At 59.7% G+C, this 18,153-nt stretch carries 16 protein-coding genes; 5 read left to right on the top strand and 11 right to left on the bottom strand.

Annotated features, from left to right (window positions below):
* The first annotated feature begins 223 nt into the window (after nt 1-223).
* Together DW645_RS01780 and DW645_RS01785 are read left to right on the top strand one after the other, a co-directional pair.
* A complete protein-coding gene (locus DW645_RS01780; RefSeq protein WP_233540686.1) occupies nt 224-1,357 on the top strand; it encodes a LacI family DNA-binding transcriptional regulator in 1,134 nt (377 codons plus the stop codon).
* A gap of 214 nt (nt 1,358-1,571) precedes the next feature.
* A complete protein-coding gene (locus DW645_RS01785; RefSeq protein ID WP_118225977.1) occupies nt 1,572-2,777 on the top strand; it encodes an ATP-binding protein in 1,206 nt (401 codons plus the stop codon).
* A gap of 200 nt (nt 2,778-2,977) precedes the next feature.
* Here DW645_RS01785 and DW645_RS01790 read toward each other — a convergent pair whose 3' ends face one another.
* Complete coding sequence (locus tag DW645_RS01790) at nt 2,978-3,628, bottom strand: HAD family phosphatase (RefSeq protein WP_118225979.1); 651 nt, start codon at nt 3,626-3,628, stop codon at nt 2,978-2,980.
* 173 nt (nt 3,629-3,801) lie between these two features.
* On the opposite strand from DW645_RS01790, the gene DW645_RS01795 reads away from it, so the two are divergent.
* Complete coding sequence (locus tag DW645_RS01795) at nt 3,802-4,680, top strand: ATP-dependent sacrificial sulfur transferase LarE (RefSeq protein WP_118225981.1); 879 nt, start codon at nt 3,802-3,804, stop codon at nt 4,678-4,680.
* 98 nt (nt 4,681-4,778) lie between these two features.
* On the opposite strand, the gene DW645_RS01800 is transcribed toward DW645_RS01795, so the two are convergent.
* From DW645_RS01800 to DW645_RS01830, 7 genes are all read right to left on the bottom strand, one after another.
* The gene (locus DW645_RS01800) at nt 4,779-5,429 is read right to left on the bottom strand and encodes an HAD family phosphatase (RefSeq protein WP_118225983.1); all 651 of its coding nucleotides are present in this window, start codon (nt 5,427-5,429) and stop codon (nt 4,779-4,781) included.
* A gap of 212 nt (nt 5,430-5,641) precedes the next feature.
* Nucleotides 5,642-6,094 (bottom strand): PTS sugar transporter subunit IIA, encoded by a 453-nt coding sequence (locus DW645_RS01805; RefSeq protein WP_118225985.1) that lies wholly within the window; start codon nt 6,092-6,094, stop codon nt 5,642-5,644.
* Nucleotides 6,095-6,106: 12 nt separating this feature from the next.
* Nucleotides 6,107-7,045, bottom strand: coding sequence for a transketolase family protein (locus DW645_RS01810; protein WP_117582935.1), 939 nt, complete (start codon nt 7,043-7,045; stop codon nt 6,107-6,109).
* A complete protein-coding gene (locus DW645_RS01815; RefSeq protein ID WP_089573497.1) occupies nt 7,045-7,875 on the bottom strand; it encodes a transketolase in 831 nt (276 codons plus the stop codon). The genes DW645_RS01810 and DW645_RS01815 overlap by 1 nt, the downstream gene beginning before the upstream one ends.
* A 64-nt stretch (nt 7,876-7,939) precedes the next feature.
* On the bottom strand, nt 7,940-8,623 hold the full coding sequence (fsa, locus tag DW645_RS01820) for a fructose-6-phosphate aldolase (protein ID WP_118225987.1): 684 nt from the start codon (nt 8,621-8,623) through the stop codon (nt 7,940-7,942).
* Between the two features lie 125 nt (nt 8,624-8,748).
* Nucleotides 8,749-10,017, bottom strand: a complete 1,269-nt coding sequence (locus DW645_RS01825) for a class II D-tagatose-bisphosphate aldolase non-catalytic subunit (RefSeq protein ID WP_118225989.1) — start codon at nt 10,015-10,017, stop codon at nt 8,749-8,751.
* A 144-nt stretch (nt 10,018-10,161) separates the two neighbouring features.
* A complete protein-coding gene (locus DW645_RS01830) occupies nt 10,162-11,634 on the bottom strand; it encodes a PTS fructose transporter subunit IIC (RefSeq protein WP_118225991.1) in 1,473 nt (490 codons plus the stop codon).
* A 415-nt stretch (nt 11,635-12,049) separates the two neighbouring features.
* On the opposite strand from DW645_RS01830, the gene DW645_RS01835 reads away from it, so the two are divergent.
* Both DW645_RS01835 and DW645_RS01840 read left to right on the top strand, forming a co-directional pair.
* Complete coding sequence (locus DW645_RS01835; protein WP_233502874.1) at nt 12,050-13,060, top strand: LacI family DNA-binding transcriptional regulator; 1,011 nt, start codon at nt 12,050-12,052, stop codon at nt 13,058-13,060.
* A 129-nt stretch (nt 13,061-13,189) separates the two neighbouring features.
* On the top strand, nt 13,190-14,173 hold the full coding sequence (locus DW645_RS01840; RefSeq protein ID WP_118225992.1) for a DNA/RNA non-specific endonuclease: 984 nt from the start codon (nt 13,190-13,192) through the stop codon (nt 14,171-14,173).
* A 129-nt stretch (nt 14,174-14,302) separates the two neighbouring features.
* Here the strand turns inward: DW645_RS01840 and DW645_RS01845 are convergent, their stop codons facing one another.
* From DW645_RS01845 to DW645_RS01855, 3 genes are all read right to left on the bottom strand, one after another.
* Nucleotides 14,303-16,378 (bottom strand): translation factor GTPase family protein, encoded by a 2,076-nt coding sequence (locus tag DW645_RS01845; protein WP_118094352.1) that lies wholly within the window; start codon nt 16,376-16,378, stop codon nt 14,303-14,305.
* A gap of 310 nt (nt 16,379-16,688) precedes the next feature.
* Nucleotides 16,689-17,453 carry an amino acid ABC transporter ATP-binding protein gene (locus tag DW645_RS01850; protein WP_118225994.1) on the bottom strand — a complete coding sequence of 255 codons (765 nt, stop codon included), beginning with the start codon at nt 17,451-17,453 and terminating at the stop codon, nt 16,689-16,691.
* Complete coding sequence (locus DW645_RS01855; RefSeq protein ID WP_233540687.1) at nt 17,446-18,099, bottom strand: amino acid ABC transporter permease; 654 nt, start codon at nt 18,097-18,099, stop codon at nt 17,446-17,448. The genes DW645_RS01850 and DW645_RS01855 overlap by 8 nt, the downstream gene beginning before the upstream one ends.
* Nucleotides 18,100-18,153 lie beyond the last annotated feature (54 nt).

The raw sequence follows: 18,153 nt of genomic DNA on the forward strand, positions 1-18,153 counted from the left end.
ACGCAAGCTGATATACCAGAAGTGGTATCTCAACTTAGATACCACCCGATGCACACATGCCCAGCCGGTCCAAACCGCCACAATGGGGACAGGCACCTTTGTGGTGGTCGCGCTGGCAACGGCGTTTCCCCAGATAAAACCTGCCAAAATAAACCTGTCTCTTTTTGGTAGGTTTGGGATGCTACAATCTGGTTTGTACTTGAAACGCATCAAAGGGGCCGCTATGGCAAAGGTGAAAATCAGCGACGTCGCGCGCGAGGCCGGGGTTTCGCTGGGCACGGTTTCCAACGCGCTCAACCACCCCGAAAAGCTGCGCTCCGAGACCCTCAAGCTCATCAACGAGACCATCAATCGCTTGGGCTACCTGCCCAACCAAAGCGCTCGTCAGCTCGCGGGCGGCGCCACCAAGTCTTTTGGCCTGGTGCTCCCCCGTCTCGATCACGGCTTTTCGCTCCAAATCGCCAGCGGCGCCCACAACGAGGCCCGCAAGCACGGCTACGACCTGCTCATCGCCAACGCCGATAACGACGACATTCTCGAGGACCATTACCTGCGTTACTTTATGGGCACGCAGATGTCCGGCGTCATGGTTCAGCCCATGGCATCCCCCGATTGGCACCCCGCCATGGCCAAGATGCCCGTGCCGATCGTCCACCTGGATATCCACTGTTCCGAGCCCGGTTACTACGTGGCCGCCGACAACGAGGCACAGGGGCGCATTATCGCCGAGCTCGCCATCGCCCGCGGCGCACGCCATATTGTCGTTGTGGGTCGAGCAGCATTCATGCAGCTCACTCTGCGCGTCCTTGGCATCCACAAGGCACTTGCCCTGCATCCCGATATCAAAATTGAGGTCATCGACGCCGGCGAATGGAATACCGCAGCCGACGGCTACAGTATCGGTGCCCAGATTGCCGAGCGCCCTGCTGACGAGCGCCCCGATTTTGTCATCGGCCTGACCGACGTATTGGCCTCGGGCGTTATCTCGGCGCTGGTCGACAAGGGCATTTCCGTCCCCGGCCAGATTCTTGTTGCCGGCTGCGATGGCAACCCGCTTGCCTGGAGCGGATCGGTCCCCCTCACCACGGTAGCACCACCGGGCTACGAGATCGGCCGCAAGGGCGTGCAGCTGCTCATGGAACAAATCGAGGATAAACCTACCGCCAAGACCAAACGAGTCCGCATCGGCTCCGCCGCGCGTACCGTCACCACGGTCACGGCCACCGAGGACATTAACCGTCAGGAGCTCGTGCGCCCCTTCTTGCTCGAACGTATGAGCACCCAAAAGGCCGAGCAGCACCCGACGGGCCCATCCGCGGCCCCAATAACCGACATCAACCTGGGCGCCTACCTGTAACAAAAAACGCCGCAACGGGAACAGCCCCGCTGCGGCGTTTTTGCTGGCCCCACGGGCCTTCCCCATTTAGCCGGACCTGCGGCTACGGATATTTATGGAATGTAATCCATTTTTCATTAGCTTTTTTGTTAAAATAGACTCAATTCCATATTTTTAGATATTTCCTATAAGTATTGATTTTGCTCCAGTTTTTTCTCGCCAAGAAAGGGGTTTCATGAATCTGATTGATCGCAAACAGTACCTCGACTGGCTCATTTCGTGGAAAGACTCACACGTCATCAAGGTCGTTTCGGGCGTGCGAAGGTCCGGCAAATCAAAGCTATTCGAAATCTACCGTAGCTACCTGCGCGATCATGGAATCACAGGCGACCAGGTTATATCCCTCAACTTTGAAGACCTGGAGTTCGAGTCGCTTACGTCGTATAGAGCGCTCTACGACTACATTTCCGCCAGACTCGTCCCCGATAAGATGAACTACGTTTTTCTGGACGAGATACAGCACGTCGAGCATTTCGAAAAAGCCGTCGACAGTCTTTTTATCAAGGACAATGTCGACCTCCACATAACCGGTTCCAACGCTTATCTGCTCTCGAGCGAGCTGGCAACTTTGCTCTCCGGCCGCTACGTAGAGCTCAAGATGCTGCCCCTATCCTTTAAAGAGTTTTGCTCGGCAAAAACCAATGACGGAAAGGCTCCCGCGCAGTTGTTTGACGAGTACATAACCAGGGGCTCTTTTCCCTTTATCGCCGAGACGGGTATTCAGGGACCCCAGGCGCGCGATTATCTTATGAGCCTCTACGATACCATCGTCATACGCGACGTTATCGAACGCCTGAAGGTCTCGGACGTCCCGACCCTGCGCGATATCACCAAGTTCCTACTCCATAGCATTGGAAACCGGATCTCGATTAAAAAAATCTCCGACACGCTCTCGTCCAACGGCAACAAAACCGACCAGAAAACCGTAGCCAAGTACCTCAAAGGCTTAACAGACAGCCTTGTGCTGTACTTTGCTCCGCGCTATAACGTGCGCGGTCGGCAGCTTCTTTCAACAAACGGCAAATACTACGCCGTTGACCTTGGACTTAGAGGCGCTCTCGTCAAAACCCAAAGCAGCGATATCGGTCATATCCTCGAAAATGTTGTTTATCTCGAGCTCCTACGCCGTGGATACGACGTCTACGTGGGCGATATCGACGGCGGGGAAATTGATTTTGTTGCCCTAAAGTCAGACGAGACAGCCTATTTTCAGGTTTCAGCCACAACGCTCGACGAAACTACCCTCGATCGAGAGTTGGCCCCCTTTAAGAAAGTCCGAGACAACTACCCCAAGACGCTTCTTACGCTCGACACGCTGTTTGCGCTTGCGAACTACGAAGGAGTCCGCAAGCGCAACGTGATCGACTGGCTCCTGGAGTAACTTGTAACGTCATAACCCTCCGCCAGCTCCTTATCAAGGCCGCAGCCCCAGTCGCTTAAAGCACAATGCCCCTCTTATCGGCCAAAACAGCAATCTTGGCGTGATAAGAGGGGCTGACTGCGTCAGTGCCTCCGCGCAGGCGCCGTTACCGTCACCGTCCTGCGGGATCGGGCGCGGGGCATGGCGACTCGCGGCAAACGCTAGCGCACAGCCTTGACCGCCGCCGGCAGATCGAACAGCGTATCGAGCACGGCCTCGCAGCCATCCACCACGTCCTGCGGCAGCGGCACGATATCGGGGACGGCAAAGACGTGGCAGCCGGCCGTGATGCCCGAGACGCAGCCGTTGCGGGAATCCTCGACCACGGCGCACTCCTCGGGGGCAAAGCCCGCGCGCTCGCAGGCGAGCAGGTACATCTCGGGGTCGGGCTTGCCGTGCACGACGTCCTCGCCGCAGGTCACCGTCTCAAACTTGTCAAAGAGGCCAACCGTCTTAAGGTTGCGCTCGGCGGTAACGTGGCGCGACGACGTCGCGAGGCCCACGTGATAGCCCGCAGCCAGCAGCTCGTCCAGGCACTCGGCAGCGCCAGCCTTAAGCTCCAGATCGGTCTTGACCATCTCGTCGCGAATCTCCTTATGGCGACGATAGATTGCCTCAGCGGTTTCGCTGCTGTCGTAATGCTCCTCAAGGATGCCCATGACATCGGGCAGCGTACGACCGATAAACTGATGGATCAGCGCATCATCAATCGCGAATCCCAGCTCGGCCGCGCCCGCCTTCCACGCCTTGATACCCAAACGCTCGGTGTCGACCAGCGTTCCGTCCATGTCAAAAATAACGGCCTTGATCATATCGGTCCCCCATCTCTTCGCGCTGCTGTACTCCCGCAACTTTACCGCACCTGTAAACTTGTATATAACGTATATAGCATATTGCACTTTCGTTATATAGATAGAAGTCTTATGACAAGCGGCTCGGTAGGATTATAGTTTTCGACCGAGTACTCAACGGCAAGGATCGATTCATGCTTTCAGACACCACCGCACCTGCAGAGGGGCTTCAGGACAAACTCACAGCGCTCGAGCAGCTGCTTTTGGCATACGGACGCGTCGCCATCGGCTTTTCCGGTGGCGTCGACAGCAGCTTTTTGGCCGCGGTCTGCGCCCGCATCATGCCCGCCAGCACGCTTCTCGTTCACCTCACCACGCCGCTCATCGGCACGCCCGAGCAGGCTTCGTTTGAGCGGGCGGTTGACGGGCAGACCGATGAGGGGCCGCATTTCAAGCTCCCCGTGCTCAACCTCTCGGTCGATCAGCTGCAGCTCCCCCAGGTAGCCTGCAACGACGCCGACCGCTGCTACCACTGCAAGCACGCCGGCTTTACCGCCATCGTCAACCACGCCAGGTCGCTGGGCTTTCCCACCGTCATCGACGGCAGCAACGCAAGCGACCGCGGCGACTACCGCCCCGGCATGCGCGCCGCCCAGGAGCTCGGCGTGCGCTCGCCGCTTATGGAGGTCGGCTTTACCAAGGACGAAGAGCGCGAGCTGCTGCGCGCCTGGGGCTATCCCGTTTGGAACCTGCCGGCAGGAGCCTGCCTGGCCACGCGTGTCCCCACGGGCGAGGAGCTCACGCGCGAGAAGGTCGATGTAATCCGCACCTGTGAGGACTACCTGCACGACCTTGGCCTGGACCAGGTCCGCGCACGCCTCGTCGGCGGCTGCATGCATATCGAGGCCGCGCCGGCAGACGTCGCCAAGATCGCCGCCCTCGGCAGCACCGCGGTCAACGACGAGGGCAAGGCCCCGCTTCCCGTCGCCATCGAATCCACGCTGCGCGAGCTGGGCTGCGGCCATATCTCCCCCGAGGTCACCCCCTACATCCACGGCAACATGAACCTTTAGGTTACGCCGTTTTACAAACGGCGTACCTGCTCGGCGCTGCGCGGGCTCCGGGCAAGCAACCGCGTCGAAGCTACCGTCATCAACCTCGGCGCATGCCTTTAGCGCACTGCCCTGACCGCTGCCGGCAGATCGAACAGCGTATCGAGCACAGCCTCGCAGCCCTCCGCCACGTCCTGCGGAAGCGGCACGATGTCGGGAACGGCAAAGACATGGCAGCCGGCCGCGATGCCAGAGACGCAGCCGTTGCGTGAGTCTTCGACCACGGCGCACTCCTCGGGAGCAAGGCCCGCGCGCTCGCAGGCGAGCAGGTAGATCTCGGGATCGGGCTTGCCGTTCAGGGTATCCTCGTTACAGGTCACCGTCTCAAACTTGTCAAAGAGGCCGACCGTCTTTAGGTTGCGCTCGGCCGCAACGCGGTGCGACGACGTCGCAAGGCCCACGTGATAGCCCGCAGCCAGCAGTTCGTCCAGGCACTCGGCGGCGCCGGCCTTAAGCTCCAGATCGGTCTTGACCATCTCGTCGAGAGCATCCCTGTAGTGGGCTTCGACCGTCTCGACGATTTCGCGGCTGCCGTAATGCTCCTCAAGGATGTCCCTGACATCAGGCATCGAGCGACCGATAAACTGATGGACCAGCGCATCATCAATCGCAATCCCCAGCTCGGCAGCGCCCACCTTCCATGCGCTCATGTCCAAACGCTCGGTATCGACCAGCGTTCCGTCCATGTCAAAAATGACGGCCTTGATCATATCGGTCCCCTTCGCCGGCTTGTATTGCCGCCACTCTACCACACTATCCAACTTGTATATAACGTATATATCATATCGCGCCAACCTGCTGAAAAGGGACAGGTTTATTTTGGCAGGTTTTATCTGGGGAAACGCAGACAGGGCCGCGACGCCTATAGCGTCGCGGCCCTTTTCCTTGGAGAAGGATCGATTAATGGAACGGAGAGCCCGTTCTAGCCCTCGAGCCCGGCGTTGATGAGCTCGGCAATCTCGACAGGATCGGTGCTTTCGCGCACCCTGTCACGGAAGCCAGCATCCATCAGCATCACGGCAGCCTTGGAGAGCAGACGCAGGTGCGTGGTTCCCGCTTCGCCGGCGGGCACGTACAGCGCGAGCGCCACATCGACGGGCACGCCATCAAAGCTCGGCCACTCAACAGGCTCGGACAGCTTGAGCACGGCCACGCCCGGCGTATGGATCGCATCGCTCTTGGCATGCGGAACGGCAAAACCGGCGACGAGGCCAGTCTCGGCCTCGTTTTCGCGAGCAATAAAAGCCGCCTCTACAGCAGACGCGTCATCGGCAAAACCAAGCTCAACAGCCTGATCGGACAGATAATGCAGCGCGTCCTCGCGCGAGGCGGCGGCGTAGCCAATCGTCACTTGGTTGGCAGATACAAACCCCATGGAAAGCCTTCCTTACAACACGGACCTGACCGCAGCTTCGATGCCGTCGGCGTCCAAACCGTACTTATGCAGCAAATCGACCGCAGGGCCGGACTCGCCGTACACATCGCGCACGCCGACGCGACGCATCGGCACTGGATGCTGCTCCGCGAGCACCGAGGCAACGGCCTCGCCAAGACCACCGATAATCGAATGCTCCTCGGCGGTGACCACGCGACCGGTCTTCTTGGCGCTGGCAACCACCAAACGCTCATCGAGCGGTTTGATCGTATGCATGTTGATGACCTCAGCATCGATGCCGTCGGCAGCGAGCGCCTCGGCAGCAGCGAGTGCCTCAGCGACCATGAGACCGCACGCGACGATCGTGACATCAGAGCCCTCCCGTACAACAACACCGCGGCCGATCTTGAACTCGTAGTCCTCGTGATCGTTGATGACCGGTGTTGCCAGGCGGCCGAAGCGCATGTAGACCGGCCCCTCAAACTCATAGGCGGCGCGCACACAGGCGCGGGCCTCGACATCGTCGGCGGGAACGACCACCGTCATACCCGGAATCGTACGCATGAGTGCGATATCCTCGCAGCACTGGTGCGTGGCGCCGTCCTCGCCCACCGAAATGCCGGCATGGGTGGCGCCAATCTTGACGTTGAGGTGCGGGTAGCCAATGGAATTGCGGACCTGCTCGTAGGCGCGACCGGCGGCAAACATCGCAAAGGTGCTCGCAAAAGCAACGCGGCCCGTGGTCGCGATGCCGGCGGCAAGACCCATCAGGTTGCTCTCGGCGATGCCGGCATCGTAAAAGCGCTCAGGATGGGCAGTCTTAAACTTACCTGTCTGCGTAGCGGCAGCCAGGTCGGCATCGAGCACTACAAAGTCATCGTGCTCATTGCCCAGCTCGACGAGCGCCTCGCCGTAGCTTACGCGCGTGGCGACTTTTTTGACCTCTGCCATTAGAGTTCCTCTCCTGCTGCCGCGAGCTCGGCCATGGCCTGCTCAAACTGCTCGTCATTGGGCGCCTTGCCATGCCAGCCAACCTGGTTCTCCATAAAGGAGACGCCTTTGCCCTTCACCGTCTCGGCGATGATAGCGACGGGCGCGCCGGTCACCTCGCGAGCTTCGGCGAAAGCCGCCTCAATCTGCGCCATGTCGTTGCCATCGGCTAGCTCTATCACATGCCACTTAAAGGCGCGGAACTTGTCGGCAAGCGGCATGGCCGAGTTGACTTCATCGATCGTGCCGTCAATCTGCAAGCCGTTGTGGTCGACGACGGCAACAAGATTGTCGAGCGCATGGTTGCCGGCAAACATAGCCGCCTCCCACACCTGGCCTTCCTCGCACTCACCGTCGCCCAGCAACGTGTAGACACGGTAGCTGTCGCCCCAGTGCTTAGCGGCAAGCGCCATTCCAACTGCAGCAGAGATACCCTGACCGAGCGAGCCGGTGGACATATCGATGCCTGGGGTATCGTTCATGTTGGGATGGCCCTGCAGTCGGCTGCCAATATGGCGGAGCGTCTCGAGCTCTTCGACGGGAAAATAGCCGCGATTTGCCAACACCGAATACAGGCCCGGCGCCGCGTGACCCTTGGAGAGCACAAAGCGGTCGCGATCGGCCTTGTGAGGGTCGGCAGGATCGATATTCATTTCCTCAAAGTACAGATACGTCATGATGTCGGCTGCACCGAGCGATCCACCCGGATGTCCCGACTTGGCCGCGTGAACCGCAGTCACGACACCCTTCCTGACCTCATTGGCGACCTTCGCCAGCTCCTGGTTGGTCATACGAATTCCTCTCTTGAGAACAACCCCGGCACCGGATGGCGCGATGCCGAGGGCAACCCGGTCGTTAAGCCTGAGCGACGACCTTCTGCCAGTCAGCCTCAAAAGAGGCGAGGCCCTGGTCGGTCAGCGGGTGATGCAGGCACTTCTTGAGAGCGGCCATGGGCACGGTCGCGATGTCGGCACCAAGAAGAGCCGCCTGGGTCACGTGGTTGGGCGTGCGGACCGAAGCGGTGATGATCTCGACGGTGTCGTCGACGTTCTTGCCGGTCCAGTCATAGTTCTTGATGCATGTCACGACATTGTCGAGCTGCGAGATGCCGTCCTCGGCGATGTCGTCAAGGCGGCCGACAAACGGGCTGATGTAGCGGGCACCGGCGTTGGCGGCCATGAGGGCCTGCGTCGGCGAGAAAACAAGCGTCATGTTGACGCGCACGCCCGCATCGGCCAGGGCGCGGCAGGCGGCGAGGCCGGCCTCGCACACGGGAAGCTTGACCACGATGTTGGGAGCCAGGGCGGCAAGACGCTTGCCCTCCTCGATCATGCCCTCGGCAGTGGTCGCGGTGGACTCAGCAGACACGGGCAGCCCCTCGCAGAGCTCGGCAATCTTGAGCATATGGGGCTCAAAGTCGGCGAGCTTGCCGCCGGTCTTGGCGTACAGGGACGGGTTGGTGGTGACGCCGGCAAGGCAGCCCCAGCTCTTGGCCTCGGCGATCTCGTCAAGGTTGGCGGTATCGATAAAGAACTTCATGGTGCAAACTCCTTCTAAGGAATCCAAAACTCAAAAAATAGGACAAAGGGGATGTCCTTTTGTCCTATGTGCCGGGCCTGCAGCTGGGACATGCCCCAGGCCCGGCGTCGTGTAGGAAAAGCTACTTAGAGAGCCTTCTCGATGCGGCTCGTGACGCCCTTGAGGTTAAGACCGACGACGTACTGCTTGATCGGGCGCTTGATGTGCTCGATCACAAAGCGCTTGCCGTCAATGTCCTGGGCAGCGAGGTTGCGATAGAGCTTCTCGACCTGCTCCTTGACCTCGGGATCGTTGAACGCGTAGTGGCCGGAGACATCCAGAATCTTCAGGCTGAGCTCGTCGTCGGCCAGAATGTCGTCAACCTGCAGGTTGACATCGTCGCCGGTCATCCACTTGCGCCAGCGCTCGGTCTTGATGGCCTTGACCAGCAGCGTGTGATACAGATCGGAGGGATCATCGCACAGGCCGTTGTCGACCAGAATCTGCTCGGTAGCGCAGAGCTTGAGGTAAGCGCGGGTCTCCTCGGTACCGTACTGAGGGGCGACATTGGAAGCGGTCACGTGTGCCGGGATGTGCTCGAGCAGCGTCGCGTCGTCCAGGTAGTCGGCGTTGTGCTCCTTCAGGCCCACGCCGTAGCGCTTGGCCATGTCGGCGAGCTCGCGGGCATTCTTAAAGTTGTAATGACCGACCTGCTCGGTCCAACGGGTGAGCGTACCGGTCTGGCCGACGATAAAGGTGGGCATGGGGCAGCCGCGCTTCTCGAGCTCGGGCTGCAGCTGAGAAATGAACTCCTCGTACTTGTCGGTGGAGGTCAGGCCGCCATTGGTCTCCTCGGTACCGACCTCATAGGCAACCTCGGGCAGGTTATGCTCGCGACGGTACTGCTCAAGATAGTCGATAAGATCGATCGTGCGGTGAAGCACCACGTCGAGCGGAATAACCTTGCCGATCTGATAGGGGTCCTTGGTGGGGTCGACCATCAGCAGGTCAAAGCCTGCCTCCATGTCGGCGACAAAGGACTTGCGGGCGAGCTCCATGGCCTCGTCCTCGGGCAGGTGGGCGTTACGCTCCTCGTCGCGCTGCCACGGACCGCCGTGATCGCGGCACAGGTAGTACGGACCGGTATAACCCACCTCGTCGGCAACCTTCTTAATGTCGGCGGCAAAGCGCGTCTGGTCCCAACCGTTGACGTAGCCGGCGCCCATCTCGTCCATATCGACCTGGTTGCGGCTAGCGATAAACATGGGCGGGAAATCCTCGTCCTTGGCAAGCTCGAACACGGCCTGAATCAGGTTGGGGCTCATGGGACCAATGCCGACCATGGTTGCGTGATCGCCGCTGTCCTGCAGCTTGAGCATGCCCTGAACGGCCTGGCGGATGGTGAGGTTGGACATTTTGTTCTCCTTCTCCAGAGGATTTTTGACAAAAGTTCCCTGGGACCCAGATGTGGGCCCTATCAGTGCGGATGGATTTTGTTGTGTAGGGGCGGTTGTGCGGAGTCAAATCCATCCCTCCGCACAACCGGAGTCCTTAAAGGTTTACTTGGCCTGCTTATCGAGCGTGGGCTTCATGGCAATCAGGATTGCAGCGGCGACCAAGGAGCCAATCACGATGTCCAGGCAGAACAGCGCGACGTTGTTGGTGGCCAGGGCGACAATAAAGCCACCATGCGGAACATAGCAGTCGATGCCCTGGAAGGCGGCAAGCGCCGCGCCCACGGCAGAGCCGATGCAAATGCCGGGCAGGGTGTGGCCAAGATCCTTGACCGCGAAGGGAATAGCGCCCTCGGTAATACCGATGCAGCCCATGAACAGAGCAGAGATGCCCATCTGACGGTCAGCGTCATCGAACTTGTTCTTGGCGATGAGCGCAGCGAGGCCGCAAGCAATCGGGGGAATGGCGACGGCGACGCGGAACATACCGTTGGGGCCGTAGATGCCGGAGGCCATGATGGCCATGGTAAAGGTCGAAGCGGTCTTGTTGATGGGGCCACCCATATCGAAAGCAGTCATAACACCAATGACCAGGCCCAGGACGACGGCGGAGCCGCCCTGCAGGCTGCCGAGCACGCTGGTGAGCCAATCCATCACAAAGCCAAGCGGCGTGGCCAGGATGTAGATGTAAGCCATGCCCAGGACGAGCGAGGTCAGAATCGGGATGATCAGAATGGGCATGATGGTCTGGATGGTGTTGTTGACCTTCCAGGTCTTCATCCAGCGGACAAAGTAACCGCAGATGACAGCCATGATCATGGCGCCCAAGAAGCCGGTCGAAACGCTGTTGCCGCTCGGGGTGACGACGGCGTTGTTAACCAAGTAGCCCAGAACGAAGCCGGGGGCAAGTGCGGGCTTACCGGCCATCGAGTAGGCGATGTATGCCGCAAGCACCGGAATCATCATAGAGATGCCGGCCATGCCGATAGTGTTAAGGCTCACCATCAACGGGTTGGTGACCTCCATGCCGCTAGCACCGGCAGTACCGGATGCCAACGAGAAGGCGAGGAACACGCCACCGATAACGACGATGGGGATAAAATAGGAAACGCCGGTATTGAATGCATTGAGCAGCGTCTTACCAGGATCGGCAAAGATGGACTGCTTGGACGCCGGTGTCGGGGCCTGCGGGGCAGCGGAGACGGCCTTCTTCTCTGCCTTGGCCTCGGCCTTGGACGCGTCAACGGCACCGCCCGTCGCCTTGATGATCTCGACAGCCTGGTCGATAATCTTTACCGGATCGGCGATTACATCCGAGGTGCCGACCTTGAGGAACTTGCCCTCGGCCACCTTCTGCTCAAAACGGTCCTCGTTCTCGACACCCACGTCGACGGACTCGAGCACCAGGTCGGCGGAATCAACGTCTTCCTGCGTGAGCTCATTCTCGATACCCAGACCACCCTGAGCCTCGACTTTGCACTCGATGCCACGAGCGGCGCATTCATCCTGAATCGCCTTCTGGGCCATATACGTGTGGGCGATACCCACGGTACAGGCGGCAACGCCTACGATCTTCATTGCTTCCCTCTTTTCATAGAGTTGCGTGCGCAAGACACCGTTTGCGGAGGCCTCCGGAGCATCCCCTGCCGTTTGGACTTGCTGTCTTTTCGACAAGACCAATATAGGTGCTCGTTTTTCTTAATGCCAGTTTATTTCGGTAAACGCGCAGGTCAGAGCGTTGGTTACGCTATTTAGTTATGCGTTTAACCAAAAATGAATCCTGCGATTTTACCCTCGATTTCAAAAGTCAAGAAGTATTTGATTTTCTCGGTAGACGGCAGATGCGCATGCCGGTCACAAATTTCGACCCCACCCATATACCGCATTTGTTGCATACTCATATGAAAGGAAAAAGTCGCTCACCAAAGCGCATCCCTCACCAAGACTCAAAGTCATCATGTTGGAAAATGCTCATCTGTCGGAAGGAGTCGCTGTGGCAAAACAGCGCGTTACGATCGCAGACGTCGCTCGAGAGGCGGGAACCTCGACGGCAAGCGTCTCGTATTACCTCAACGACAAACGAGAAAAGCTTAGCGAGAAGACGCAGGCAAAGATTGCGCGCGTCATCAAGGAACTCGGATACGTTCCCAACGCCCAAGCGCAAACGCTCACCGGCAAGCAAACCCACGTCATCGCCATCATCATCTTGGATAACACCAACAAATGGGCGGGCCTCGTCCTCAACGGCATGGAGCAGGTCATGCTCCCCGCGGGCTACCAGACGGTCGTTTGCACGAGCAACTTTAACCCCGAGACCGAGCTCATGTATGTCGACAAAATGCTCTCACTGGGCGTCGATGGTTTTATCATCCAGCCCACGGCAAATTTCAAGGCAGTCCACGACCGCATCAAGCGCGCCGACAAGCCCGTCGTCTTTTTTGACGCGGCCATCTACAGCCCAGGCACCAGCTGGATCAAAACCAACCTCTACGACGGCGTGTACAATGCCACGCAGGCGCTTCTCGACGCCGGCTACGAAGACTTCTTTTCCATCGCCGCCAACATGACCGAAATGCGCACTCGCATGGAACGTTTTCAGGGATATGCCGAGGCATTGGCCGCGAATGGGCAGCTCTACAAAGCCATCCCCATCGATCACAACAAGCCGTCAATCAACGAGCTCACCGAATACTTTAAATACAAGTTCAACCCCGCCAAGCGCACGCTCATCTTCGTACAAAACCAATGGGCGCTTCCCCGTGTCTACAAGGCCCTCCAACCCATGGCCCATCTACTTCCGCAGCAAATAGGTCTTTTGGGACTCAACTGCGAAGACTGGACCAACCTCACCACGCCGACCGTCTCCACGATCATCGAGCCCGTCGACCAGGAAGGCAGGGAGGCGGCCGAGATGCTGCTCGCCTTGCTTGACGGCAGCAGCCAACCCGGCGAGCAGCGCATTCTCGAGTGCAAGCTCAACTGGCTCGACTCCACCTCGATCTAGCCATACGTCAAATATGAAGCAAATGAACCAGTGGCGTTTGTCCCAAATCTTAAGTATTTGTTCGACAGAACGGCCTCTGCCGGCTCCTGCTAGACTAGTAGATTCCCAACCGTCCATCCAGGAGCCCCCATGTTGCGCAAGTCCGCTTACAAGCAAGTACTTTCCATCGGCACCGCCGTGGTGCTGGGGTTTGCGCTGTTCACAGGATCGCTCGACGGGGCGCCCAAGCTGTTGTCGCCGCAAAGCGATGAGCAGGCAGCGGCCCTGGCCGAAAAACAAAACGAGAGCCCCAGCCGCACCGACGACGAGGCGGACCTGGTTGCCCGGCTCGAATCAGGAACAGCGAGCTCCTCGGACTCTCAAAATAGCCAAGACTCCGGCGATGACTCCGAATCCGCCGCACCCGACACCGGTGACGCCGCTTCCGAGGACAGCTCCACCACCCCCATCGACGAGGTCGAAAACCCCGATCTCGACCGCGCCCGCGGCGTATATCTCAGCAGCATTCCCGACTACGCCGGCAACCCCTACGTTGCCCTTCGCGCCGACAGCACGCACCCGTTGGGCACGCCATCATTCACGCTCGACGAATACGAGCGAGCTACCGAAGAGGGCTGCTTTAAGAAGTTCTCCAAGCTCGATAGCCTGGGCCGCACCCGCAAGGCACTCGCCTGCGTGGGTCCCGAATCGCTCGGTCAGGGCAAGCGCGGCGATATCTCGCGTATCCATCCCGCCGGGTGGCACCAGCAGCGCTACGACTTTATTCCGGGTCAAAGCCTCTACAACCGTTGCCACCTCATCGCCTGGTCGCTCTGCGGCGAAAACGCCAACCGCAAGAATCTCCTCACCGGCACGCGCTATCTCAACGAAACGGGCATGCTGCCGTTTGAAGAGCAGATCCTCGACTATATCCACGACACAGGCAACCATGTGCTCTACCGCGTCACGCCCATGTACAACGAAGAGGATCTTGTCTGCCGCGGCGTGCGCCTTGAGGCGCAATCGGTCGAGGACCACGGCAAGACCCTCTGCTTCCACGTATATTGCTACAATCTGCAGCCGCACGTGCAGATCGACTACGCCACCGGCCGCAATCAGGCCTCGGGGGACTAGGGCCGACCAAGCTGCCCCAAAACCTAAAATGATCCGTTTTCCTCCGTCCCCCAGGGATCAAAAAGGGCCGCCCTGGATTGCCCAGAGCAGCCCTTGCACCGGCATGCATGTTGCAGGCAACGCCACGCGCTACTTGGCGCGGCCCTCCTCATAGCGCTCGACCAGCTTGGCCTGAACGTCATAGGGCACCTGCTCATAGCCCGCGGGCTTCATGGTAAAGTCGCCCGTGCCGCGCGTGATGGAGCGCAGGCGCGTCGAGTAATCCGTCAGCTCGGCCAGCGGCGCCTGGGCAATGACCACGGTGTCTCCGCGCTCATCGGTCTCCATGCCCGTCACGCGACCGCGCGAGGCCGAGATGTCGCCCATCACGGCGCCGGCGTAGCTCTCGGGGATCGTCACCGTGATTTCCTCGATGGGCTCCAGCACCACCGGGTCGGCATCGGCGCATGCCTTGCGCAGGCCGATGCGAGCCGCCGCGCGGAACGCCATCTCGTTGGAGTCGACGCTGTGATACGAGCCGTCGTACACAGCCACGCGAATGCCCGTGAGCGGGTAGCCGGCAATAATACCGTCCTTCATGGTCTCCTGGACGCCCTTGTCCACGGCGGGAATCAGCGAGCGCGGGATGCGGCCACCCACGACCTCGTCCACGAACTCATAGCCGTCGCTCGTGCCGTCGGGCCCAATGAGCGGCTCCACGCGCAGCCAGCAGTCGCCGTACTGACCGGCGCCGCCGGTCTGCTTCTTGTGGCGACCCTGGGCGCTCGCCGTGCGGCGGATGGTCTCGCGATACGGAATGCGGATCGGCACGCTCTTGGCGGCGACCTTGGTGCGATCCTCCAAACGGTTGAGCAGCACCGAAACCTGCGCCTCACCCACGGCGGAGATGATAGTCTGGCCCGTCTCCTCGTCACGATCGATGCTCATGGTCGGATCAGCCTTGCACGCCTTCTCGATAAACGTGTAGAGCTTCTCCTCGTCGCCGCGGTTCTCGGCCTCGATGGCAATGCGGTACTGCGAGTTGGGGAACTTAAACGCCGCTGCCTCGACCTTACCGGTAATGGAGAGCGTGTCACCCGTCTCTGCCGCCAACTTTGGCGCCACGATAATGTCGCCGGCATAGGCGTGACCGACCTCGGTCATGTCGCGGCCGCACATCACATACAGGTGAGCCAAACGATCGCTCTTGCGGGTACGCGCGTTGACCAACTCAAGACCCGGCTCAAGCGTGCCCGTCAGCACCTTGATAAAGCTGATGCGGCCCTGCTGCGGATCGGCCAGCGTCTTAAACACAAACGCCACCGGACGGTCATCGTCACTCGAAATCTTAAGCGAATCACCGTCGATGAGCGGCATCTCGCCGTAGTCGGTCGGCGCCGGGAAGTACGTGGCGATGTCGTCCATCAGCGAGTTGACGCCCTGCTCCTTAATGCAATCGCCCGCAAAGACCGGCACAAAGATGCGCTCGGCGATCGCCTTAGACAGCAGGCCTTCAAGCTCCTCCTGCGTCAGCGTCTCCTCGCCTTCCAGGTATTTCATCATCAGCTCGTCGTCAGCCTCGGCCACCAGCTCGCACAGATGGTCATGGGCCTCCTCGGCCTGGGCACGATACTCATCGGGAATCTCCGACTCAACGGCCTCGGCGCCGTTGCAGTGGCGCGCCTTCATGCGCACCAGGTCGATGATGCCGTCAAAGTCCTCGCCCTCGCCCCAGGGAAGGGTCACGGCGCCCAGGCGCGTGCCAAAGCGCTCCTGCAGCAGGTCCATCGTGGTCGCAAAGCTGGCCTCGGAGCGCGACAGGCGGTTTACGAACACCGCGCGTGCCAGGCGTAGGTCCTCGGCGGCATACCAGAGCTTAACCGTCGTAGGCTGCGGGCCGGCCTCGGCGTCAACCACAAACAGAGCCGTCTCGCAGACGCTCATCGCGGCAAAGGCGTCGCCGATAAAATCGGGGTAGCACGGGGCATCGAGCACATTGATGCGCGCGCCCTTCCAGTCGATCGGCGCGATGGTCGTCGAGATGGAAAATGCACGCTTGACCTCTTCGGGGTCATAGTCGAGCGTGGGCTTGGTGCCGTCGTGGCCGCCCAGGCGGGCGGTCTTGCCGGAAAGGTGGAGCATGGCCTCGGCGAGTGAAGTCTTGCCCACCCCGCCTTGGCCTACGAGCACCACGTTCCTTACGTTACCGGTCTTGGGAGCACCCATGATGACCTCCTTGCAGGGCCGCGCGCAATGCGCGACGCCAACGGGGAGAGTTCGCGGTCGGTGCCGTCCCGGGAGCAGCATGGTCGGCAGCCGAGCCGACTCACCCTCCAAATGTCCTATGCCACCACCCTACCCTCACGGACGGCTGTCCATGCATACCTTTCGGCACACGTATGAATACAGGCGGCGAGAGGAAGAGACAAGCTTGTGGGGCAATTATTGAACCCCGTCGATGTAAACAAAAAGCCGCCACAGACCGTAAGACCTGTGGCGGCTTCGCCTCAATTAATAGTTGAGTAAATACCTGAGCCTATCCCTCGATACGGCTCAAGAACTCACGCGTGCGCTGCTCGCGCGGATGGTCGATAACCTGCTCGGCAGATCCCTCCTCGACAATGCAACCGCCATCCATAAAGACCACGTGGTCGGCAACATCGCGCGCAAATTGCATCGCGTGGGTCACGATTACCATCGTCATATTCTGCGCCGCCAGGTCCTTAATGACACGCAGCACCTCGGCCGTCAGCTCGGGATCGAGTGCCGAGGTCGGCTCGTCAAAGAATAAGATTTCCGGATCGAGCGCCAGGGCGCGGGCAATACTCACGCGCTGCTGCTGACCGCCGGAAAGCTCACACGGCACCTTGTTCTCGTTGCCCGTAAGCCCCATCTGCGCGATCAACTCACGCGCACGCGCCTCCGCCTGCTCGCGCGGGCGCTTAAGCACGCGGATCGGCGCGTCGATGATGTTTTTCATCACCGTATAGTGCGGGAACAGATTGTAGTTCTGGAACACCAGACCAAACCGCGAGCGCGCCTGTTTGGGCACGTCGCCTTTCGCATAGACCGCACCCGGCCCCGCGTCCGTCGCAACGGCAAGGTCGCCAAACGAGAGAGAGCCTCCGTCGAGTGTCTCGAGCAGCGTGGCACACCGCAGCAGCGTAGACTTACCGCCGCCCGAAGGTCCGATAATCGCCACGACCTCACCGCGCTTGACTTCGAGTGAGATATCCTTGAGCACCTCATTGCCGCCAAACGCCTTACGCGCGCTTTCGATTTTCATCACTGAGTTAGTCATGATAATAGTCCAGCTTCTTTTCGGCGGCGCCCAGCAGCATCTCGACCACAAAGTTAAAGACCCAGTAAACCAGCGCCGCGATCGCAAACGGCACCATGCTCACCTGCGAGGCGACCAGCGCCTTGGCGGTCGAGAACATCTCACCCACGCCGATGGCAAACGCCAGCGACGTGTCCTTGACCAGTGTGATGATCTCGTTGCCCATCGCCGGCAGAATACGCTTGGCGACCTGCGGCATCACGATATACAGAAACGTCTGCAGACGCGAGTAGCCCAGCACCTCGGCGGCCTCATATTGACCACGCGGAATGGACTGCAGGCCCGAGCGATAGATCTCGGCAAAGTAGCCGGCGTAGTTGATGATGAATGCCACGACGCACGCCGTCCATTTGGAATCGGGCGTGAGCGAGATGCCAAACACGTAGTACGGGGCAAAGTAGATCGCAAACATCTGCAGCATAAGCGGCGTGCCGCGCACCACCGAAATATAGATGCGCGCAATCCAACGCAGCGGCGCGACCTTGCTCATGCGCATAAACGCCACGGGGATTCCCAGCGGAATCGATCCGAGCAACGTCAGCACAAACAGCTGCAAACTGACCAAGAATCCCTGGCCAAGCATCTGCATCATGACCTGAATAGACAACCCAAGCTCTCTTTCACAGTAACGGAACAGCGAACCCAATGCTAAAGCGGGTTT

This window comes from Collinsella sp. AM23-17 (assembly GCF_003470945.1).
Classification (GTDB): domain Bacteria; phylum Actinomycetota; class Coriobacteriia; order Coriobacteriales; family Coriobacteriaceae; genus Collinsella; species Collinsella aerofaciens_O.